The organism is Saccharothrix sp. NPDC042600, from assembly GCF_040647305.1.
Taxonomy (GTDB): Bacteria; Actinomycetota; Actinomycetes; order Mycobacteriales; family Pseudonocardiaceae; genus Actinosynnema; species Actinosynnema mutabilis.
In genome coordinates, this window is record NZ_JBEZBW010000051.1 from 15695 (window position 1) to 37389 (window position 21695).

Consider the following 21695-nt stretch of genomic DNA (forward strand, 5'->3'; position numbering starts at 1 on the left):
TTGACGGGGCGGGGCATCACGACTCCGGAGGCTACTTCGGGTCGGACCCTGATTGCGACGGCGACACTCGATCTAGTCGAGATGAGTGGACAGCGTTGCCGAGGACCGGCGTTGCCTCCGAACCGTCTCCAGGTACTGGGCGTAGTCGACCTGGATCGAGGCGTACGACGCTGAGCCATAACGTGCCGACGACGCCGTCAGTCGTTCGTTCACCTCCGCGCGCATCTTCTCCTGTGAAGGCAGGTTGGCGACACCCTCGACGAGGTCGGAGATCCATGCCGCCTGTGCGTGCACGAGGTGGGCGACGGCGCCGAACGGGCGGATCAGCCCGGCGAAGTAGAGGTTCGGGTGGGGGAGAGACACGACTCGGTGATAGAGGGCCACCCTGCCGTGTTGGTCGAACACCCACTCGGCCGGCAAGAACGGGAACTCGACGTGGTAGCCGGTGCAGTAGAGCAGGTCGTCGGCAAGTTCGACGGTGCCGTCACTGAAATGGATCTCCGAGCCGTCGATGTGGCTGATCGCCGGTTTCACCGTGATGTCGCCGTGGCTGATCCGGCTGAGCAGCTCGTCGGACACGGTGATCGCGCCACCGAACAGGGGGTGGTCCGGTTCGGCGACCCCGTGGTCGGCGAGCCGGCCGCGAATGACACGGAGCAGCAGTTCCACCAATCGGCGCTGGTCCGCGAACGCGAGCCTGCTCCACCACCGCATCCCGGCGATCTCGTCGATCGGGATGCCCATGAGTGTCTTGGGCACGACATGGACTCCGCGGCGCTGCGCCATCACGGTTCGCGCGGCGATGCGGGACAGGTCGACCGCGATGTCCGCGGCAGAGTTGCCGAACCCGACGACGACCACTCGCCTGCCCGCGTGCTGCACCGGGTCGGAGTAGTCGAAGGAGTGGAGTTTCCGGCCGGGGAAGGTCTCGTCGCCGGGTAGGGCGGGAACCTTGGGCGACCAGTGGTGTCCGGCGGCGACCACGAGGTGGTCGAAGGTCTGCGTGTGCTGTGTGCCGTCGCCTTCAGCGGGGCGTGTCGTGACCTGCCACGTGCCTTCCGCGGACCGGTTCACGTTGATGACTTCGGTGCCCAGCCGGACTAACTCGGTCACGCCTCTCCGGGCGGCGTAGTCGCGGAGGTAGCCCGCGACCTGGTCGTGCCGCGGGTAGCGCGGCAGGGTTGCCGGCATGGGCATGTCGGGGAAGCAGGTGAGTCCACGAGCGGTGTTGAGGTGCAGAGACCGGTACGCGGGGCCCGGCGTGGCGGGGTCGGGGTGGTGCCACAGACCGCCGATGGCGTCGCGTCGGTCGTACACCGTGACGGGCACGCCTCGGGCGCGCAGCTCCGCGGCCACGGCGATGCCTGACATACCCGCACCGATGACACACGTGCGATTGCCTTCGCGCTGGTCCCACCGCAAGTTCGTGGAGAGGCCGTCGCTCATACCATCCCCCAATCGCTGACATTCCCGCTAGCCGGTACGGGCGCCGGCGGGACAGTGGCTGTCTGCTGGGGGAGAGAAGGGACAAGCACATCTCTCGCGATCAAAGCGGATCCTCCTCCGGGTAACGGGTTTCGTCGGTACTCGGGCACCGCTGCCGAACACGCTAAGGGTGATCATCGAGGTGATGGGAGCGGGAAATTCACCCATGGGCGCGATCGGCGTGGCGGGCCATGGGGGCGATTCACCCATCCCGGCCGGCAGGGCATCGAGGCGCACACCTCCTCGCTCGGACGTCTTCACCCCGCGTTCAAGCGCGCGAGATGGTAAGCGGCGATCACCTCGGTCCTCTCGACGACCGTGAATGCCGTCGGCAGTCGCTCCAGCTCCGCTGCGAGCTGGTCAAAGGTGTTGACGAGCAGCGTCACCGCTTTGAGCTGTCGCTTGTTCAGCTCACCCTGCCACTCCCGTACCAGCCTGGTGGCACCCGCCGGATCAGGACCGCGGTGCAGGTAGCGCTCCATTTGCACTCGCCGGGTGGCCGCGGGTGCCGGACGAGGTGACATGTGATCGATCTCGCCGCCGAGCAGGCTTCCAACGCCGAGCATGGCCCCGTAGCGGCGCGTCGGTGTGGGGCGGTCGAGCCAAACCGGCACCGTGGAAATCCGTGGTGGAGTCGGTGGTTGCGCATGCGGCACGAGGCAATTCTGCTCCCCGAGGCGCTGCTTCTGCCGCGCGGGCCACCGGACCGTCCGCACGATTGGTCGAGACCCCCACTCCACTCGAGGTGACGGAGAGCCGGCATCCCGGATGGGTGAATCAACCCCATGCGGGGACACCCCGACAGGTAGTTCACTCGTGCTCCCGATCAGGCCGCTCGGCGGCCAGCTTCGTCGTCGCCCACGCCACCAAGGCGTCCGTAGCGAGACCGGTTCTCTCGCGGGCACCCATCACGTGCTTCTCGAACGTCCGTGGACTGATGTTGAGGATCGCGGCGATCTTCGTGTAGCTCGCACGCGGGTGGGCCACGAGCGCCTTCACACAGTCCCACTGGCGCTCGGTCAGCTCTTCCGGGCACGAAGGTTCGGCCCGAGTCAGTGTTGCCGGCGGCACCGACGTGTCGTGCGGCAGGCCGAGGGCGAGGTCCACGGCTTCGGAGAAGCGCAGGTTACGGCCCTGGGCGGCCTCGACGTCGAACAAGTTCGAGCCGAGGGCGTCTTGGCAGGCGGCGACTGCGGTGGTCTGCTCGCGGTAGAACGGCTTCAGGCCGTCGATGGAAACCTCTGAGCGGTGCTGCACTGCCCGAAGCTGGCCGAACAGGCGCGCCGCGACGGCGTGGTGGCCTTGAGCTGCGGCGATCACGGCGATCAACCACACGCTCCACTGCTGACCCCAGAGGTCACCATTCGCGCTCTGGCTGTGCAGGGCTTGCTGCGCTAATCGCAGCGCGGCAGCAACATCGCGATCCGTGGTCCGGTGCCGGAACTGCGCCAAGGCGTAGCTGTACATACCCCAGGCGCCGGTCATCTCAGCACCGCGGTCCTCGCAGATGTTCCACGTCTCCTTGGTGATCCGGAACGCGGTCTCTCGGTCAGAATGGAACGCGGCGGCCAGGGCGGAGAACACCCGGATCAGGATCTGGTCGGTGCTGTATTCCTCTTCGCGGTGCACGAGGTGGTAGACGGCGGAGGCGGCTTCGGCCGCTCGAGACGGGTTGGTCTCCGTCAACCATCGGTGATTCTGTTCGGCGAAGAGCAGGATCGTGGGAGGTTCCTGGCCGGGCAGCTCTTTCAGCATCGCGCGGCACTGCGCGAGCATCTCGGCCGCCACGTGGCCCGTGCCCTGGAGGAGAGTGGTCCAGGCGTGGTAGGCGCGCCCGACGACCAGCAGCATGTCGGGGCCTTCGATGGGCGACAGGCACATGTCCAGCAGGCGCAGCGCCTCCGACAACCGACCGCGGTAGATGAAGTAGTTGCTTCGGCACAGGTTCATGACCAGTTGGAAGGCGCGCGGTGCCGCGTCGGTGCGCAGCAGGTGGGTCATCGCTGCCCTGAGGTTGCCCCACCGGTCCTCGATCCGCCGTTGCCCGAGAACCTCGTTCTGCCGGAACCAGTCATCCCCGGCGGCACGAGCGAAGTCCCAGAAGTAGTCGGCGTGGGCCTGGCGGGCCTGTTCCAGCAACTCGCGGTGCTGTTCAGAGCCGACTTGGATCCCGAACGCTCGCACGAGAGCATGCATGCGGTACCAGCTCCGGCCGTCGACCTCGGTGCGAGTCAGGACGGAGTGGTGGACCAGACGGGCGAGCCCGGTGGTGACCGTGGCGGCGCGGATGCCCACCGCCGAGCACACCGTCCGTGCCGCGTCGGCGTCGAAACCCCCTCCGAACACGCTCAACGCCAACCACAACCGTTGCCTGTCGCCGTCCAGCCGCTGATAGGAGGCTTCCATCACGGCGCGAAGCGTCCTGTGCGCAGGCTTCTCGGCATTGCCGACCAGTTCGAGCGGGCCGCCCCCCGCCACCACCTTCGGTTCTTCGTGCGGCGACGGCTCGACGCACAACAGCTCCTGCACCTCGGGCCAGGACCAGTACTTCGCCAGTCCCGCGATCATCTCCACAGCCAGCGGAAACCCGTCGACCGCTGTGCAGATGGCTATCGCGACGTCGATGTCTGGCGCGGGCGTCTGGAGTGCGTCGATCCTGTCCATGAGCAGTTGCACCGCTTCCGGCAGGATTTCGCCGTCCTCGCTGGTGCACGCGAGCCCCGGAACCTCCAGGACGCGCTCGATTCCGATCATCTCCAGCGCGGCCTGGCTCGTGGCGATGATCTGTTGCGACGGGTGGCCCTTGTACACCTGCCACAACACATCCTGGAGTCGGCCTGGCCTCCCGAGCACGCCGATCAGGTGCTCACAGTTGTCCAGGACCAACAGGGTCCTGTGGGCGCGCAAGTGTTCGACGACGAAGTCCAGTGACGGCGTGTCCGAGTCGTTGTGTACGAGGTCGAGCGCCCTGGCCAGTTCGCTCTCCACCTCGCCGTCGGCGTCCCGGACGTCGGCCAGTTCGACGGTCACCACCGTGCCGGTGCGGTCGCGGCATCGCCTCGCCATCTCGTCGGCCAAGCGGGTCTTGCCCACACCGCCCGGGCCGGTGAGCGTCAGCAGTCGTACTCCGTCTGCCAACTCCGCTTCGCCGGTCTTCAGCAACTCGCCGCGGCCGATGAAGTTGGTCGCGCCGCGAGAACTGTCCGAAGTGCGGTCGTCCGTCGAATCGGTGTTCAATCCCATCCCCCGAGTCGTGTGCAGCCGTCCATTCGCAGTACTCCGCGTAGGCGGCTTGGACCCCGGTGCCGTGGGTTCGCCCGCGCGTCGTCGAGCGAAGCGCCGACGCGCATCCCGTAACCCCCGGTCCGAGCTGCCTCGAACGGCACACCTCAGCTGGCGCCCCCTCGCTGCCACCAAGGCTGAACTGCGCAATCAGCTCGCTTACCGCGAGCACAGGGGAGTATATGCATCAATCGTAACGGTGTCCGTATTTATGCGGAGTGTGTCGCGAAGATCGCCCGTTCGGCGCACCGCGCTGTTGGGCGGCGTCGGCGATTCCCCCATGTCATCCACCTTGGGTGGGGCGCAGATGCGTGAATCGCCCCCACTCGTCGAACGCGACGCCGGTGCGAGGGTGATCAGTACTCCGGCTACACGGCTACTTGGACACGGATCACCAAATGGAAAACGGGGGATTCTCCCGCGTACCACAAGTCCACGCCGCATGGGATGGTCAGCCGGGTAGCCGGAGCAGTTGTACCGACGCGCGAGTGGCCGGCTCCGGTTCCGCCAGTGTGGAAGGAGTGCAAGAGCCAGTGAACCGACGTGACGCTCCGTTCGTCCTCGGCCCTCCGGGAGGGCGCCACGAGGTCGACCGCCACGACCGTTCAGCGGTCGCCGGCGACGCAGTGGCCGACGAAACAGTGGCCGACGACAGAGTAAATTCGAGTGTCGTGGTGCGAGTGTTTCGAGTATTGGAACTGTTCCTCGCGAACCGCGCGTTGACGTTGACCGAGATCTCCAAAGCGGCCGAACTGCCGAAGGCGACGGCTCACCGCTATGCCACAGATCTGGTGAAGGTCGGCGCGCTTCGGCGACTCGACGACACCCGGTTCTCGATCGGGCCGGTATGGGCCAGGCTCGAAGGCGCGAGTAGCACTGGCCACGGGGCGGCGGGGGCACGGCCCTGATCGGAGGCTACGACTCCGCTCCTGAGAGAGGCGTTTCCCCGGACTCGTCCGCTCGCTCAGCCTGCAGACTGCGCATGAGCTCCAGCACTTGGGCTCGTTGCGCGGGTGTGAGGCTCAAGGCGCGCAAGGCCACAGCGTGTACGCCGGCGTCACGTATGGCCGCCACCAGTTCCAGGTCGGCCTGGATCTGCCGTGACCGCTGGGAGTCGAAGAAGATCGCCGGGTCCACCTCGAAGAACGCGGCGAGCGCTTCGAGGTGCGACTTGGTGGGGTTGGTGGCGAGCCCGGAGCGGAGCTGACGCACGTACTCCTTGGAGAAGGACTTCGCTTGGTTGCGTTCGCGCAGCCACTCCGCACCCCACTTGGCCACCTCCTCCATGGAGTGCTCGCGGCCGTTTGGGCGCTTGATCGTCTTGAAGAGGTTGTCGATGACCTCTGCCAGCGTGGATGGCTTGGAAGCCTCCGCCACAACAGCCCGCCTCTCGCCCGGTTCGGGGCAGTTCCGGAGTTCGGAACCCGTCCGGGCGCAAATCTAGAGCACGCTCGACACGTCCACATCAGTTGACATCCGGAAATTGGGTCGTAACCTAGCCATAAGGCAAGGCGTCAACTGGTATGGACGTGATGGCGGCTGACGTGCGGAGGCGACGTGCCTAACTGCCAGTGGCCGGCAACGGCATCAACTCAGGGGAGGAGAAGGACATGGCCGTCACGAGCGCGCAAATCACGGCTCGGACTGGGGGACCAACGTCCGAGCCCACCGACATCCGAGCCCTCGAGGCCGAACTCATGGACGCGGCTCGGCGAGAGTGGCAGCACCTCCCGGTCGCGGACGTCGACGCCGCCGTGGACGCGGGCATGCTCGCGGCCTCCGAGGCGCAGGCAGCCCGTGCCAAGCCCACCGACCCCAGCCGCGCTGATCCAGGCGAGATCGCCCAAGCCACGGCCGCCGAGACGGGGGCCGCGGCGGCGGCGATGCAGCGCCGAGGCCTGCCGACGAGCGCTTCGGCTCCGGTGGATTGGAGCGACTTCGGCACGGTGATCCCGGTCCTGGCCGCCTCGCCCGGCTCGGGAGCCTCGGTGCTGACCGCGCTGATCGCCGATGTGCTCCAGCTCGAGCGGCAGCGCGTTCTGATCGTCGACTCGGCAGACCCTTCCCGGTCGGGCTTGGCTGCCGCGGCCCGGTCGAACGGCCCGTGGCTGATCCGCCCGCACCCGCGCGTGCACATCCGCGTCTCCTGGCGCGCACAGGCGCTGCTGGCACGACTGGAGACCGACCTACCGGTCGTCGCGCCGGGGATGGTCCCGCCGCCCAAGTTTTGGCAGCCGCCGCTGCGGCACCTCAACGCCACCGTGGTCGACCTCGGCCACGATCCCTGGCGGGTGGCGGCGCACCCGCTCGCCGGTGCCGGGGCGTGGCTGCGACGGGGAACACCGCAGCCACGCCCGGTGCTGGTGGTGCGGCCCAGCCGCCCGGCACTGCTGCACGCCGAGCAGGTTCTCGGCCGGCTCGACCCCTGGGTCTCCTCGGCCACCATGGTCCCGCCCGCACAACTGGTGGTCATGGGCGCGAGGCGGTGGCCACGCGGGGTCGCAGGCGCCGCGGGGCGACGGGTGAACACCCTGGTCCCGGAGGCGGTCTTCGTGCCCTACGACCCGGACGTCGCCGCGGCGGGGATCACCGCGGCGGTCACGCCGGCCAGGCTGCGGCGAGCCATCACACCGGTGCTGCGCCGCTGGGGCCTGCTGCCTGACGCCGCCCACCGGAGCCTGCGGTCCAGCTCGAGGAGGCAGTCGTGATCGAGCACGTCGAAGCCGTGTCATTCCTCGCTCAAATCCCGAATCCGGCTCCGGTCGCGCCTCCCGGCAACGAGAAGATCCTCGAAGTGGTCGGCAACGCCAAGTGGGGCGCCGGAATCGCCCTGCTGGTGGCGTTCTTCGTCGGCTTGCTGGTGTGGTCGGGCGGTCGCTGGGTGGACCACCACCGCGCCGGCCGCGTCGGCGTGATCATGATGCTGTGTGCGGTCGGCGGCGGCCTGCTCTACGGGATCGGCTGGCAGCTGATCAACCACTTCGCCGGAGGCCAATAGTGGCCGGGCCGGACAGTGAAGCCCGCAAGCGGGCCGGACTGACGCTGACAGTCGTGGTCGCCGCATTCGTTCTCATCGGCGGCGCGGTAGCGGTCGTGGTCTCCCACAACGTCACCGCCCCAACCTCCGCCGCACCGCCTGCCGCCGACACGACACCGACGGCACCAGGGCCGACGAGCAGGCAAGGAACGGCCGAGGAACACGCATTGGCGACCAGGCGGATGCTGGCGCTGCCCGCCCAGGCGGCCCAGCCCCAAGCCCTGACCGCCTGGACCGCAGGGCCACCGATCGAGGTGCCGAAGCCGACCACCACGGCCGACCGTTGGGTCCCGGAAGGCTTCCCCGCCACCCCCGAGGGCGCGCTCGGCCAACTCAAGGCACTCAACCAGACCACGATGTCGGCGGCAGACCCCGAGGTCTACGCCCGCGGCTACCGGGAGACCGCCGAACCCGGTGCACCCGACCCCAGCACGACCGGGCTCACATCACTGTTGACCAGCCTGCGGTCGAGGGCGCAATTGCCTGAGCGCGGCCCTGTCGCCGGGCTCACCGCGACCTACGACATCACCCACGGCCAGATCAAGGGCATCGCCTCGAACGGACGCTACGTCGTGGCGTGCGTGCTCGGTCAGTTCTCCGTCAGCATCAACGGCAACGTCGTCAGCCGCGGCGTCGGCGACTGCCAAGCGATGCGCTGGACAGGGACGCAGTGGCGCATCGCCTCCGGCCCCTTGGCCGCGCCCGCACCGAGCGCCTGGCCCGGCAGCCCGGACGCGGTCAAAGCCGGCTACCGGGAGCTGGTCTAGATGCCGCCCTTCGACGACATCGGCGACGCCATGGGCTACGAGCTTCTGGCCATGATCGTCACCGGCTTCGAGCTCGCCATGCGGGCCATCTGGGACGCCAGTCTCCTCGTCCTGCGTGGCGGCTTCGGCCTGGCCGACCGGTTCTCGATGTTCACCATCGACACCCGCAGCGGCCCCATCGCGGCCCTGTGGCCCCTGATGCTGTGGATCGGCGGCGTGATCGCGCTCGGCCTGTTCTTCTGGCAACTGGTGCTCACCAACCTCCGGGGTGGCCGCGGCTTCATGCGCCTGGTTGGAGGACCGGTGCAGTACGGCATCGCCCTGGCCGTGACCATTGGCATGGTCGCGGGCTTCCTCGCCGCAGTCGACGGGCTCACCAGCGGCATCCTCGAGTACGGGCTGCAATCGAAGAACTTCGAGGACGCGCTCAAGCACACGACCTTCGGTGACGGAGCCGTCGACGGCGTGAAAGCCGTCGTGCTGGGCATCTGCGCCTTCACCGGCGTGATCCCCGCCGCGATCGGTTTCACCGTCGAGATGCTGTTCCGCGAGGCGGCGATCCACCTCCTGGCGGCCACGGTGCCGGTCACCGCGGCAGGACTGCTCGCCAACATCACCGCACACTGGTTCTGGGTCACCTGCCGCTGGCTGCTGGCCTGCGTCGCCATGAAGCCCGTCCTGGCGATGGCGCTCACCCTCGGCGTGGCGATCGCCGGCGGCGCCCAAGGCCTCTCCGGTCTGCTTGCCGGTGTCGGTGTACTGGTCATCTCCCTGTTCTGCCCGATGGTGCTGTTCCGGCTGTTCGCTTTCGTCGACCCCAACAGCGATGCCGGCGCGGCGTTCCGCGATGCCCTCGCAGGCCTCGGCGTGACTTCCTACGGTCCGAACAACCCGGCCACGATGGCCGCCGGCGCGGTCGGTGGCCGAGGCGGAGGCGGGGCGATCGAGGACGCCAACACCGACCGGTTCGACACCGCGATCGCCGGCCACGCCGACGACACCATGGACGACTCCGATATCGGCCACGACCGAAGCCCGTCCGAGAACGAGGACGACACCCACGGCAGTGGCAGCGTCGATCACGACCTCAACGGCGACTCGACGCCGGAACCAGCGGCGAACCTCGGGAGAGTCGTGGCCTCCAGCGTCCACACCGGACCGTCCGGCTCATACAACGACCTCGACGAGAGCGGGCGAAGCGAGCCCGACGCAGGAGAAGCGACGGTGATGCCATGACCGCGCCCCGGATCTACCGCGGCCTCAACAGACGCGAACACGCGGGCTGGATCATGGGAATGACACCGGTCCAGGCGCTTGTCTGCGTCGCGCTGGCAGTGCCCGTGCTGTGGGCCGTCTCCAACGGACGCTTCGCCGACGCCGCTGTTCTGCTACTGATCTGCGGCACGACCGGCGCGCTGGTGGTCGTACCGGTCCGTGGGCGACCCGCGTTGCGATGGCTGCTGCACCTGACGCTCCACCAGATCGGGATCCTCACCGGATGGTCGCGCTGGCAATCCAAGGCCGCCGCCGGCGCACCGGTCGACCCCAGCGAGGCAGACCTGCCCGGCGTGCTGCAACGCGTCAGCTTCCCGGACGGGCCACAGTTCAAGGACACCGGCCGGGTGTGCCTGATCCACGACACCGGCGACGGGCGCTGGGGCGCGACGGCCCGCCTCACCCACTCCGGCGTCGGCATGCTCTCCGACGAGCAGTGCGAACGCCTGGCCAACCGGCTGGGCACCCTGCTGCTCTCGCTCGGCCACCGCGAAGTCGTGGACCGGATGAGCCTGCTCGTGCGCACCATCCCCGACGACGGCACCGAGTACGAGGTGTGGCGCAGCGACCACGAGGTGCGCGACGCCCCGCCACTGGCCCGTCAAGCCACCGACGAACTCGACCTCACCATCGGCAACGTCTCGGTCCGACACGAACTGTTCGTCACCATCTCCGGCCCGGAAAGCAAGCTCCGCAAACCCGCCGCAGCCGCCGGAGGCGGCGTCGCCGGGCGGGCCCTCGCGCTCTACCGGGTCCTCGACGGCCTGGAAGACCCGCTCAAAGCGCTCGGCGCGCGCACCGTCGAGTGGTTGGACGGCCCGGGCATGGCCGAAGCCCTGCGCACCGGGTTCAACCCGGCCGCACGGGCCGTGCTCGCGGTCGCCCACGAACGAGGCACGGGAGGACGCGGCCTGGAGATGGCGGCTGCAGGACCCACCGCCGCACCGCCGCCAGCGGCCAGGTCCTACACCCACGACGGGTTCACCACCGTCTCCTACACCGCCCTGATGCCGGAGTCAGGCACCGTCTTCGGCTCGCTGGGGCCGTTGCTGGCGGTGCGGGCCGCAGGGGAGAGGCGGACCCTGGCCATCCACTACGAGGTCATGGACGCCCGTCGCGCCCACCGAGCCGTGCGGGGCAACCGGTACCGGGCCAACGTCATGACCGACTGGAAGCACAGCAAAGGCTTCAACACCACAGCGATGGACGAACGCGAGGCAGGCGGAGTTCGAGCCCAGGAACGCGCCGTCGCCGCCGGCCACTCGGTGGTGCGGTTCACCGTCGCCGCCTCGGTCACCGTGCCCAGCACCTGGAACGTCGAGGACCACGCCGCGCGCCTGGAAAACGACGCCTCCGGCAAGTTCCGGCTGCTGCGACTCGACCTCGCACAGGACTCCACGTTCGTCGTCGCCGTGCTCCCGATCGGCATCGGACTACCCCGCCAACGAGGAGGGCTGTGGTGACCAGACGAGATCCCCGTGAACGCAGCGCCGCGCAACTCCTCGGTGACTTCGGCGCGCCCCCGGCCGCCAAGCCACCGGAGCCACGCCGCCGCGACAGGGACCGGGTCAATCGTGCCATCGCTCCCCGTCGCGGCCGTCCCCGGCCAGGCGAGGGCTGGTCACCGGTAGAGCCGCCGATGGCCGTCTACCAGGCCGCCACCAGCGAGATCGGCGGCCTGTTCCCGCTCCTTGCGGCCAACGGCATCCCCGCGGTCGGAGCACGAATCGGCTACGACACCCTCTCCGGCGGCGCGTTCTACGCCCACCCCATCGAGTGGGTACTGCGGGGCCTGGCGACCAACCCGAACCTCGTCGTGTTCGGCGAACCGGGGCGGGGCAAGAGTTCCACGGTCGTCGCCTTCCTCCTGCGGATGATGCTGTTCGGGATGAAGACCCTGATCAGCGGCGACGTGAAGGGCGAGTACAGCCCGCTGCTGCGGGCGCTGGGCATCACCCCGATCGCCCTGGGCCGCGGCAGCCCGGCCCGGCTCAACGCGTTGGACCTCGGCCCTTTGCGCGGACGCTGGCGCGGTTGGTCGGTCACGCGGCAGCGCGAGGAACTCACCGGTGTCCTGGGCAGGTGGGTCAAACTGCTCGTCGCTCTCGCCGAGGCACAAGGCTACCGGCCCACGGTCACCGACGAAGCCGTGCTGTCGGCAGTGCTGCGCGGACTGGTCGGAGTCGACGACGGCTACACCGACCTGCGCCCGGTCACCATCCCGGACGTGCAGCGCGAACTCGCCGAGCCCGACCACACGCTGTGGAAGACCACCAGGTTCGCCGACCGCCGCCAGTTCCTCGACACCCTGCGCCCGATCACCGATGCGCTGGGAAACCTCGTCCACGGGCCACTCGCCGGACTGTTCGACGAGGAAACCAACTTCGTCCTCGACTGGGACGCCCCGGTGCAGTCGATGGACCTGTCACTGCTGCGCTCACGCGGAGACCAAGCCATCGCCGTCGCGCTGACCTGCCTGGGCTCCTGGTCGTCCATGGTCACCGACCTCCAGGACGACGGCGAGATCCGCATCGTCGTCCGTGACGAAGTGTGGCGGCAGATGCGACTCGGCCTGCGCGCCGTGCAGGCGGTCGACTCGGACCTCCGGCTCTCCCGCGCCGAGCGCAAGATCCAGATCCTGGTCATGCACAAGCCGAGCGACCCACTCTCGGTCGGTGCCGCCGGCTCACAGGAGGTGGCCATCGCCAAGGACCTCCTGGCTTTGTGCAGCACACGGATCCTCTTCGGACAATCCACCCGAGTTGCCGACGAGTTGGCCGAGGACTTCGCGCTCTCCGAACGGGAGCAGGAGGTCACCACCGGCTGGGCCATGGAACGCACCGGCCGCGCACTGTGGAAGATCGAAAACAACCCCGGCTACAAGGTCCAGACCGTCCTGTCGCGAACCGAACGGAGGGTCTTCGACACCAACGCGCAGTTACGCGCCGACCCCGCGAAACGGGGCACTGGACGCGCCCGCCGGACCTACTGACGAACAGGAGGTGAGCACGATGGAGATCGAGTTTTCGACGGCATCCGACATCAGGCCTGCCGAACTGCGCGCAGTCGCAGGCTGGCGCGACGACCTCGGCATCTTCTACGCCATGGTCGAAGGACCGGAAGGGCTGATCCTGGACGTCCGCGCCTCACACGCCGAGGCAGCAGACGCCGCGATCGTCCTGGACGCTTTACGACCTTACGTCGACTCCGCCGAAATCGATGCCGTAGCCGGTGTACTCGCCGGAGCCGCGCACATGGATGCGCACTGGGCGGGCGCCGACCTGGACGACTTGGACGACCCGGCGATCCTCGACGCGGGTGAGGAGCACGTCCACATCTTCGACGTCACCGAACGCGCAATCTCCGATCTTCCGTTCGTCTATGAGCCAGGACCCGACGCCTACGATGCCTACGACGACCTGTACGAGGCGCTACCCCACGATGACGACCTGGGGTCCCAGGCGGGGCTGGGTATCTAAGCCATGGTGCCACTCATGCGTTCCGCCCTGGTCGGCCTCAGCGTCTACCTCGTGGCAGCCGCCCCGGCGTTGCTGGTCGGCACCACGATGGCCGCCACCCTGACCGGATCCACCGCTGCCCAGTGCGCACCGTCCCAGACCGCCGGCTACGGTCCCGGCGGCAGTGCCCAGCAGATCGGCGACGAGACCTACACCGCCGAACAACTCGCCAACGCCCGAACCATCGTCACCGTCGCCATCGAGCGCCGACTACCCAAGCGCGCCGCCGTGTTGGCGCTCGCCACGGCGATGGTCGAGTCGAACCTGCGCAACGTCGACTACGGCGACCGCGACAGCCTCGGGCTCTTCCAACAACGCCCCAGCCAGGGATGGGGAACTCCCGGACAGATCCTCAACCCCGTCTACGCGGCCAACGCGTTCTACGACCGCCTGACCCAGCTTCCGGGCTGGTCGTCGATGCCGTCCGGCGTCGCCGAGCAAGCCGTGCAGAGGTCCGCCTTCCCCGAGCGGTACGGGCCACGCGAGCCCGCGGCTGCCGCTCTGGTCGAGCGGTACTGGCAGGGACCCGACAACCTGCTGCCACCGCAGGACGTCAACGCTCGCCAAGCAGGCGTCGCCGGTTGCCCCGACAAAGGCCGCAGCGACCTCGTCGGACTGGACCCGAGGACGCTGCCCGAGAGCTTCGCGTTGCCGACCGATCCACGGCTCAACGCCGCCGTGACCTACGGCCTCGCGCAGGTGGGTAAGCCGTACGTGTGGGGCGCGGAAGGACCGGGCAGTTTCGACTGCTCCGGCCTCATGCAAGCCGCGTGGGCCCACGCCGGCGTCGGGATCTCGCGCACCACCTACAGCCAAGTCCACGACGGGGTCGCCGTCGGCTCGCTGTCCCGACTACGTCCAGGAGACCTGGTGTTCATCCCCGGCGCAGACGGCACCGCGGCCAATCCCGGTCACGTCGGCATGTACATCGGCCACGGCTACATGGTCGACGCCCACGACGAACAACACGGCGTCATCCTCACGACGCTGGAAACCTGGGCACCCCGAGTCGTGGCCATCCGCCGCATCGCGGTCGGTGGCGCCGACCAACCTCCCACCGGGGGTGACCTGTGAGAGGCGCTCCCTCACCGACGACCGACCGTGACCTCGCCCTGGCGGCCCTGGTCGTCGGCCTGCTCGGCGCACTCACGGCTCTCGCTGCCGTGCTGGTGGTCGCCGCCGCGACCACGACCGCTCTGCTCGGCGGGCCCTGGGCGGTTCCACCTGCCGACACGTGGCTGAGCGGAGTGCTCGGAGTCCTCGCCGACCCCACGCAGCCCGGCAGCAGATTGGGGGAACCATGGGCGAGTGCCCTGACCGGCCGGGCAGGCTGGTACTGGACCGTCACGGCCCTGCTCATCGTCCTCACCGTCGCACTGGTGCTGGTGATCGCGGTGCCGTCATGGCGGCGATTCGGCCCTGCTCAGCCCGGACACGCCAGCCGTGAAGACATCCGCGACGAGCTGTCCCTGAACGCCGCCAGACGCACAGCCCAATGGACACGACCCGGCCTCCCACGCTCCGCAGCCCTTCGGGCTCCGCTGGAACAGGTAGCCGCACCGCTGCACCTGAGCCCGCACCGGCAACCGATGTGCACTCCGCTGGAGAACCCCACCGGCACCCTCGCCCCGACTCAATCCGGCAAAAGCCGCCGAGACCTGGTCTATAAGGCGATCGCCGCACCGGGAGCACTGCTGTGCTCTACGACCAAGCCGGACCTGCTCGAGTTCAGCGCTCTGCTCCGCGCCCAGCGCCACCAAGCAGGGCCGGTCAAGGTCGCCGACGCCACCGGCGCGGTCGCATGGCCCGCGCAGGTGCAGTGGTCGCCGGTGCAAGGGTGCGAGGACACCGCCGTCGCCTTCCGCCGCGCCCACACGATGGTCGAGGCCGCCTCCGTCGAGCTGACCGACATCGGCGGCAACGACAAGGTCTTCCGCGACAGGGCAAAAGTCGTGCTCCAGGCGTACTTCCTCGCCGCCGCGATCCACCGCCGCGGTGTCGACGACCTCGTCCGGTGGGCGATGAGCAAACCGGTCGACCAAGAACCGGTCAGACTGCTCCAACAGGCCGGCTACCCCGAACACGCCCGCAACCTCCGCGCGGAGATCGGCATGGTCGCCGAAACCTCCGACGCCGTCTGGATGAGCGTGCGACGCGTCATCGAGCCGTTCATGGACCCGCAGATCCGCACGCTGTGCTCACCCCCACCCGGCGGCGACTTCGACGCACGAGCGTTCATCGCCCAACACGGCTCGCTCTACCTGATCGCAGGTCAACACCAAGCAGCCCAAGCCGCGCCCATCCTCACCGCTCTGGTTGAGCACTGGCTGACCACGGCACAGGACATGGCCCTGCACACCCCGCACCGCAGGCTCGACCCACCGGCGACCGCCATCCTCGACGAGCTGACGAACGCCACACCCGTGCCACAGATCCCCGACATCGTCTCCGACTCCGCCGGCCGGGGAGTGCTGATCCACTGGGGCGCCCAGTCGGTGGCCGCTCTCGAGAACGCGTTCACGCCGAGACGCACCCGACAACTGCTGGACAACACCACCACGCTCAGCGTCTGGGGCGGCATCAAAGACCGAGCCACCCTGGAATGGATCTCGCTGCTGACCGCACACCACGAACGTCGCCGCTACCAACAACACAACGATGGCCTGTTCCGCGCCGGGCGGACGTCCGTAGGCATGGAAACCGTACCGACCTACCGACCCGGTGACATCCGACGCCTGCGCCGCGGCCGTGTCCTGGTCATCCACCGCCACCTCGACCCGATCCTCGCCCGAACCGTCGACGTGCGCCAGCGCAAGGACTGGCGACTCATCCGCGAGCACGTCGACGCCATTCGGTCCGGTCAAATCCCACTCGGGCCGGACGGATTAGCCCTACCGCCCATCGCCCACGCCGGCGCTCAGCCCACCGAGGGACTCCCGTTGTGACCGAACCCGCGACGAACTCGGCGGACACCCGCGGCCTTCACGCGCAGATCTCAGCGCTCACCGAAATCGTGGGAGCGCTCGCACGCAACCTGCGCCGTGTGGAAGGAAACCTCAAGCAGGACACCAAAGCGGCTGAGTACGACCCTGCGGAACCAGCCCCATGGGTGTGGTTCAGCCCACCGGCCGCCGCCGAAGACGACCCCGACGGCGGAGAAGATCCGCGCGCCACCGTCGAGAACTTCGTGGCCTGGTACAACCTGACCTTCGTCGGTATCACCGGTGGCCGGTCGAAACCCGTACCGGCGTGCTGGCAACGGCATCCGGCACTCTCGATGGAGATCGCCACACTCGCCTACACCTGGCGCGCAGCCAACATCGGATCCCGCGCCAACGAACGAGACGCCCAGTTCTGGCTCCACCAATGGCGTCCCGGCTTCAGCGACCGACTCGCCCGCGACTGGGTCCACCCCGACTGCCTCGACGGCCTCCACCGTGACGAAGGCCCACCGCCCCGCACAAGCCGCTTCGAGCCCGAAGACGAACGAACCATGCAGCGCGCCGATCCGCACACGGAAGGGTGACGATCATGGCAGACAGCCGCATACGACTTCAGCCGATGTCCGGGCCGTCGTCCGACAGGGAAGTCTATGTGGGGTGGGACAACGCCCTGCAGACATACTTCGCACAGGTCATCGACGGAACTGATCAGCACGGGGAGGACATCCTGACCGTGGACCTGGGCAATGACGTCAACCAGGTCACCGATGCCGCCGAAGTGATCGAAGCCCTGCGTCCCTACGCCGAGATCCCCGACGAGCTGCCGGCCCTGCTCGAGCGAAGCCGGACCGCGGACAGGTCAACGGTCACCGATCTGCGGTCCCTGACGCCGGCGGCTGCGCGGCAAGAATTGCGCGACATCATGGTCAGCTACCTGGACAAACCAAGAGGCTACGTCACGCCACTCGAGCGTGCCGACGTCGCCGAGGTACTCGCCGTCAACGGATGGGACCTCGCGACCATGCACGCCATGGACGGCGGTCATGCCGAGACCTACGTGCGAGGCGAGCAAGAACTCGAGATCCGCTGGGGGTGGTCCACCGACGACAACGCACCGCGCCTGCTGAGCCCGGTACACCTCGACGGGCAGGGCTACGGCGTCGATTCGGTGCAACAGTTGGCAGACCTGTCGACCGAGCGGGGTTCCGAAGCCGAGCCCTTGACCCAGTCTGGTGAAGGACGCGTAGACCAGCAGCTTGATCAACCCGCGGGCCTCGAAGGAAGTCATTGGCACGGACTCGAGGAAGGTCACCTCAACGACACCCTGTTCGGTGATGAAGGGTTCCACTCCAGCCTGGGGTACTGAGGCGTACGGAACCTTCGCGTGCAGGAGGAACATCCCGTCACAGGAACCCGTGCAACTCCAGCCGAGATCGCAAACGCTACCAAGTGCGGCTGCCCGATCAAGAGATCGCGATCGCGGAAGCGCGCCGCCACCCCAATCGGCACACGTCACTGTTCACGCGCGCTAGATGCCAAGTCGCCAGGCCGTCTGCCTGCGCCGAACCGACAAGGTCGCACGACTGGTGATCCGCCGCCGATCAGGCCGGTAACACCTGCAGCCTGGCCTGACAGAGGACGCCAGCACCCACCCGACTGCCGTTGCACCGCGGCCACGTCTCGGTGCCCGGTCGCACCGACGCGCGATGAATCTGCTGGCTTTGCTGCACTCCCTGTGGGAGTCGCGCTCGCCTCCCGCGGTTCGGTGCTCGGCGAAATCCGAGCAGTTGAGCCCATTGTCCGCGCCGCTCCGTGCATCGGCCCAGGTCACGGAGTTGTCCGCGGTGATTTCAGTCCGGACAACCCTGGACTGATCTCCGCCGCCGCCCATGGGAACCACAGGGGGTCTACGCTCTCGAGTCGGTCCGGAGGCGCGCCAGTCATCGCCTGCCTCGGCGGACTGTTCATCGATGAGCCAAGACAGATTCCTGATCGAGCGATCCGCCCATACGCAGGTCAGCCGAACTTGGGTGATCATCTGCACAGGTCACGGCTGCCACGTGGGGCGCCGGACCGCGACAGTGGTCATGCTCGTCCGAGCGGACGGGGACATCGACGTGCCCAAGGTGACGTTCTTCCCCCTACTCCGACCTCCCCGCGGCCACCGCATCAGCTGGAGAACCTCTTCGCCAAGCCCCGAAGCCTTTCCGCGGCCTCAGCCACCTGAATACCGGTGATGCTCATGTCGGGCAGCGGACCCAGGCGCTCGATCTGGCCGGCCAACCGCAAGCACTCCCGACGCGCGTGTTCCCGGCACGCGAGGCAGGTGACGCTCTCAGGATGGACAGAGGTCATCGCGTAGGGCACCTGGAGTCCGCAGCCGGTAGCGACGGCGCTCGGTGCGTCGGTCGCGCGCCCCAGCATCGACGAGACCAGGTTGCGGACAACGGGCCCGGCCTCAAGCACCTTCTGCTCGACGTGGATGTGCGGATCGGGTCCGTTCACCTGTGTCCACGCCTCCGTCCGAGTCGCCCCGAAAACCAGGCTATCGCCCGGCAGGATGCCGATCCCGTGCGGTCGGCAGCCCGCTGACCACCTGCAAGCGGTTCCTCTCCTGCCCGGTGATGCTCTGCGCCCTCGTATCCGCGCACGCCGGTTGTCCGCGCTGCGTTTGGCCGGACAACCGGGTCGGCGGTCTTCATCGGGGCCGGCCCACTCGGACGACAAGCCTTGGAGCCGGGTCTGACGCTGCTCACGCTCACGCTCCACGGCCAGTCCCGCTGCGCTGACGCTACAAGCTGCTCAAGCTCATCTGGGTGCCGCGGGCAAGCACGAGCAACGGAAGCCAGTCGGGAAGCGCTGGGCCGGTGTCGCACATGATGCGAGCGCGGGGGGAGATGGCTGAACACGCGTTGTCCGGCCAGACGACCGGACAACGTCTCCTCGCAGGTACCCGGCCGTACCGGGCGGTCGGGTGCGTGGCATGCAGTTTGGGGGCGGGTGCCGCGCCAACGGCGACCCGCCGGGCTCGCTCACGTGTCCGGGCCACGGACGATCGGAGTCGAGGTGAGGGTTGCTCGGCCCAGAGGACCTGCTGCCTCGTGCTCAACGATAGGTGCAGCGGGCGGAGGCTGCCAGCGCGTCCGGGACGAAAAGTGGGCCCGAGAAGTTTGTCCTGGACGGATTTCGCCCCCTGACCTGCGGTGGAGCTGGGGCGATCTGGTGTCCAGATTGTCCTGTGGACGTCCGGACAGGAGAGGGTTCGTGCGATTCCCGCCCGTTCCAGCCATCATGGTGGTGCAGAAAACACCACTCCGCCAGTAGCAGTCGCGGGTAGGGATCGGCGCCAACCGCTCGCTCCCCGTGTACCCGTCGGAGTGGCGTGTCCGGGCCACACCACATCGGGAACGGGTGAGTTTCGTGATCATTTCCTTCGGTGCCGCGAACAGCGGATCGCTTGCTTGCTTACCGCTGCCGGCGGTGTTCGTGCGAGCCGTCGTGCTCGTCGTCTTGTACGTCTTCGTCCTGGTCCTGCTGCGCTGGGGCTACGACACCTACACGACGTTGGTGTTCGTGTCGGTGCTGAGCCTGGTCGGGGTGAGAACGGGGCACGGCCTGCTGCGTCCGCTCCGGGTCGGACCGTCGGTCAGCTTGTCCCGCTGACCGGGCGCCCGGAATGGACGACAGGCCCATGCCTCGGGAAAGCATCACCACACGTCTGTCGCCCGGGCGCCGCACGGCGCCCGGGCCGTCGCCCCGCCCCACGACGCCGGCCATGTCCCCGCGCCGCTCGTCGACGATGCGCAGCGCGGGGCGGCCGGTGTAGACCAACCCCGCTCCCGCCGACTCCGTGCTGGGCGACTGGCAACCGCTGTCGCGGGCGATGGACACGGCGATCGCCGCCGCCACGATGCCCAGGCTGGTCGAGGCCCTGGACGAGCTGCGGCGGGAACGGGGGTTGTCCTATGCGCGCCTGGGGCGCAAGGCTCAGGCCGTCCCCGGTATCTCGCGCACCAGCGCTCACGCCGTGATCAAGGGGAAGCGCGACCTGGACCTGGCCCTGCTGCGCGGCTTCCTGGTCGTGTGCGGAGTCTCCTCCGAGGAGCGGCTGCGCTGGCTCGGCGCGTTCGACCGGCTCGTCCGGTCCGCCGAGCCCGAGATCATGGTTCGGGCGACCCTGCCCGCCGCGCAGGTCACGGCCCCCGCTCCGGCCGCACCCGCCCACGTCGACCCGTCTCCGCGCCACGACGTCGCCTGGCCGTCGCTGCAGAGCGTGCGGCAGGCCTATCCCCGCAAGCGGCGTGCCCCCGACCACGTCCACCGGCACCTGCCGTGGTTGCTGGTCCCGGGGATCGGAGCACCGCTGTGCGCCATCCTCTTCATGCGGTACGCGATCCCCGTACCCACCATCCTCGGGTTCTTCGTCCTAGCCACCCTCGGCCTGGCGCTGTGGACGGTCCACCTGCCCGGGATCGACACCGGACGTCGCCGCGGGACGCCCTACGTCCGGAAGGTGCGCTTGGAGGAGGACCGCAACGTGTTCGGGCCGGACAGGCGGGTCGCTCCGCCGGTCATCGGGTTGTAGTCGTGGCCGAGGACCGCGCCGAAGCGCGCCGAAGACGGTCTGCGGTGGAGCGTCCCGCTGCCGGAGTGGGCGGTGACCTGAAGACGCCCAAGGAGTTCCTGGACCTGCTCAACGCCATGCGTGACAGCAGGAAAGTGTCCTACCGGCAGATCAAGGAACGAGCCGGCGCGGGCATGGCCAAGAGCACCGCACAGGCGATGCTCACCGGGAACACCCTGCCTCCACTGCAAAAGCTCGAACTGTTCCTCATCGGGTGCAACGTCCCCGCCGAGGAACGTCGGCGCTGGATCAACACCTGGCACAGGATCAACCAGAGCGCCTCGCAAGCGAACGACACCGCCTCCGAGGGGCGTGCGGCCACGGAAAGCCCCGCCGCCACGCCGCAGACCAGCGAGGACGCGCCGCCGGCACCGTCCTCCCAGCCTCCGGCGCCACCCGCAGCGGCACCCACACCGCCCCCACCACAACGGCCGCGCCACCGAGGCGACCGGCGGCGGCTGCGGTTCGCGCTCCTGGCGCTCACGGCGTTCACCTTCGTCGTCGGTGTGCTCACCGCCAGCGCCATTCTCATGTGGGTGCACCAGGTGCCGACGGAGATCATGTTCGCCGTCTACGGCCTGCTCGCCCTGAGCGTCACCTCGTGGATGATGGTCGCGCAGCGCTACCCACCGCCCCCTGAACGACCCCACCGCAGCCTTGTCAGGGAGGAGCCCGCCGACGTCATGGTCAGATCCGCCAAACCGGTCATCGGCGAATGACCCGACCGCGGGCGGACAACCGGACAAGGCACCACCGGTCGTTGAG

20 protein-coding genes are annotated in these 21695 nt (G+C 68.5%); 15 read left to right on the forward strand and 5 right to left on the reverse strand.

What is annotated here, in order from left to right; genetic code table 11:
• Positions 1-72: 72 nt before the first annotated feature.
• From AB0A74_RS26395 to AB0A74_RS26405, 3 genes are all read right to left on the reverse strand, one after another.
• Positions 73-1446: an NAD(P)-binding domain-containing protein gene (locus AB0A74_RS26395; protein ID WP_358253458.1), complete on the reverse strand. Its 1374-nt coding sequence runs from the start codon at positions 1444-1446 to the stop codon at positions 73-75.
• A gap of 296 nt (positions 1447-1742) precedes the next feature.
• On the reverse strand, positions 1743-2099 hold the full coding sequence (locus AB0A74_RS26400) for a hypothetical protein (RefSeq protein WP_358253460.1): 357 nt from the start codon (positions 2097-2099) through the stop codon (positions 1743-1745).
• A gap of 196 nt (positions 2100-2295) precedes the next feature.
• Positions 2296-4728: an AAA family ATPase gene (locus AB0A74_RS26405; protein WP_358253462.1), complete on the reverse strand. Its 2433-nt coding sequence runs from the start codon at positions 4726-4728 to the stop codon at positions 2296-2298.
• 572 nt (positions 4729-5300) lie between these two features.
• Here AB0A74_RS26405 and AB0A74_RS26410 point away from each other — a divergent pair.
• Entirely contained in the window at positions 5301-5675 is a 375-nt protein-coding gene (locus AB0A74_RS26410; protein ID WP_358253464.1) for a helix-turn-helix domain-containing protein, read from the forward strand.
• A 7-nt stretch (positions 5676-5682) separates the two neighbouring features.
• On the opposite strand, the gene AB0A74_RS26415 is transcribed toward AB0A74_RS26410, so the two are convergent.
• A complete protein-coding gene (locus tag AB0A74_RS26415; RefSeq protein WP_358253466.1) occupies positions 5683-6144 on the reverse strand; it encodes an XRE family transcriptional regulator in 462 nt (153 codons plus the stop codon).
• Between the two features lie 233 nt (positions 6145-6377).
• On the opposite strand from AB0A74_RS26415, the gene AB0A74_RS26420 reads away from it, so the two are divergent.
• The 11 genes from AB0A74_RS26420 to AB0A74_RS26470 all read left to right on the forward strand — a co-directional run bounded on the left by AB0A74_RS26420 (position 6378) and on the right by AB0A74_RS26470 (position 17672).
• Complete coding sequence (locus tag AB0A74_RS26420) at positions 6378-7475, forward strand: hypothetical protein (RefSeq protein WP_358253467.1); 1098 nt, start codon at positions 6378-6380, stop codon at positions 7473-7475.
• Complete coding sequence (locus tag AB0A74_RS26425) at positions 7472-7765, forward strand: hypothetical protein (protein WP_358253468.1); 294 nt, start codon at positions 7472-7474, stop codon at positions 7763-7765. The genes AB0A74_RS26420 and AB0A74_RS26425 overlap by 4 nt, the downstream gene beginning before the upstream one ends.
• A gap of 53 nt (positions 7766-7818) precedes the next feature.
• Positions 7819-8571 (forward strand): hypothetical protein, encoded by a 753-nt coding sequence (locus tag AB0A74_RS26430; RefSeq protein ID WP_358253469.1) that lies wholly within the window; start codon positions 7819-7821, stop codon positions 8569-8571.
• The gene (locus tag AB0A74_RS26435) at positions 8572-9807 is read left to right on the forward strand and encodes a hypothetical protein (RefSeq protein WP_358253470.1); all 1236 of its coding nucleotides are present in this window, start codon (positions 8572-8574) and stop codon (positions 9805-9807) included.
• A complete protein-coding gene (locus tag AB0A74_RS26440) occupies positions 9804-11309 on the forward strand; it encodes an SCO6880 family protein (protein WP_358253471.1) in 1506 nt (501 codons plus the stop codon). Before AB0A74_RS26435 ends, AB0A74_RS26440 begins: the two co-directional genes overlap by 4 nt.
• Before the next feature lie 176 nt (positions 11310-11485).
• Positions 11486-12838, forward strand: coding sequence for an ATP-binding protein (locus tag AB0A74_RS26445; protein WP_358253473.1), 1353 nt, complete (start codon positions 11486-11488; stop codon positions 12836-12838).
• A 19-nt stretch (positions 12839-12857) separates the two neighbouring features.
• Complete coding sequence (locus tag AB0A74_RS26450; protein ID WP_358253474.1) at positions 12858-13325, forward strand: hypothetical protein; 468 nt, start codon at positions 12858-12860, stop codon at positions 13323-13325.
• 15 nt (positions 13326-13340) lie between these two features.
• Positions 13341-14438 carry an NlpC/P60 family protein gene (locus AB0A74_RS26455; RefSeq protein ID WP_358253476.1) on the forward strand — a complete coding sequence of 366 codons (1098 nt, stop codon included), beginning with the start codon at positions 13341-13343 and terminating at the stop codon, positions 14436-14438.
• Positions 14435-16309: a TraM recognition domain-containing protein gene (locus AB0A74_RS26460; RefSeq protein WP_358253478.1), complete on the forward strand. Its 1875-nt coding sequence runs from the start codon at positions 14435-14437 to the stop codon at positions 16307-16309. Before AB0A74_RS26455 ends, AB0A74_RS26460 begins: the two co-directional genes overlap by 4 nt.
• Positions 16306-16890: a hypothetical protein gene (locus AB0A74_RS26465; protein WP_358253480.1), complete on the forward strand. Its 585-nt coding sequence runs from the start codon at positions 16306-16308 to the stop codon at positions 16888-16890. The genes AB0A74_RS26460 and AB0A74_RS26465 overlap by 4 nt, the downstream gene beginning before the upstream one ends.
• 5 nt (positions 16891-16895) lie before the next feature.
• Positions 16896-17672 (forward strand): hypothetical protein, encoded by a 777-nt coding sequence (locus tag AB0A74_RS26470; protein WP_358253482.1) that lies wholly within the window; start codon positions 16896-16898, stop codon positions 17670-17672.
• A gap of 803 nt (positions 17673-18475) precedes the next feature.
• On the opposite strand, the gene AB0A74_RS26475 is transcribed toward AB0A74_RS26470, so the two are convergent.
• Positions 18476-18811, reverse strand: coding sequence for a hypothetical protein (locus tag AB0A74_RS26475; RefSeq protein WP_358253484.1), 336 nt, complete (start codon positions 18809-18811; stop codon positions 18476-18478).
• 975 nt (positions 18812-19786) lie between these two features.
• Here AB0A74_RS26475 and AB0A74_RS26480 point away from each other — a divergent pair.
• The 3 genes from AB0A74_RS26480 (at position 19787) to AB0A74_RS26490 (ending at position 21649) form a co-directional block, all read left to right on the forward strand.
• Positions 19787-19969, forward strand: a complete 183-nt coding sequence (locus AB0A74_RS26480) for a hypothetical protein (RefSeq protein ID WP_358253486.1) — start codon at positions 19787-19789, stop codon at positions 19967-19969.
• Between the two features lie 187 nt (positions 19970-20156).
• The gene (locus tag AB0A74_RS26485; protein WP_358253488.1) at positions 20157-20891 is read left to right on the forward strand and encodes a helix-turn-helix transcriptional regulator; all 735 of its coding nucleotides are present in this window, start codon (positions 20157-20159) and stop codon (positions 20889-20891) included.
• A 2-nt stretch (positions 20892-20893) separates the two neighbouring features.
• Positions 20894-21649 (forward strand): hypothetical protein, encoded by a 756-nt coding sequence (locus AB0A74_RS26490; RefSeq protein ID WP_358253489.1) that lies wholly within the window; start codon positions 20894-20896, stop codon positions 21647-21649.
• Positions 21650-21695 lie beyond the last annotated feature (46 nt).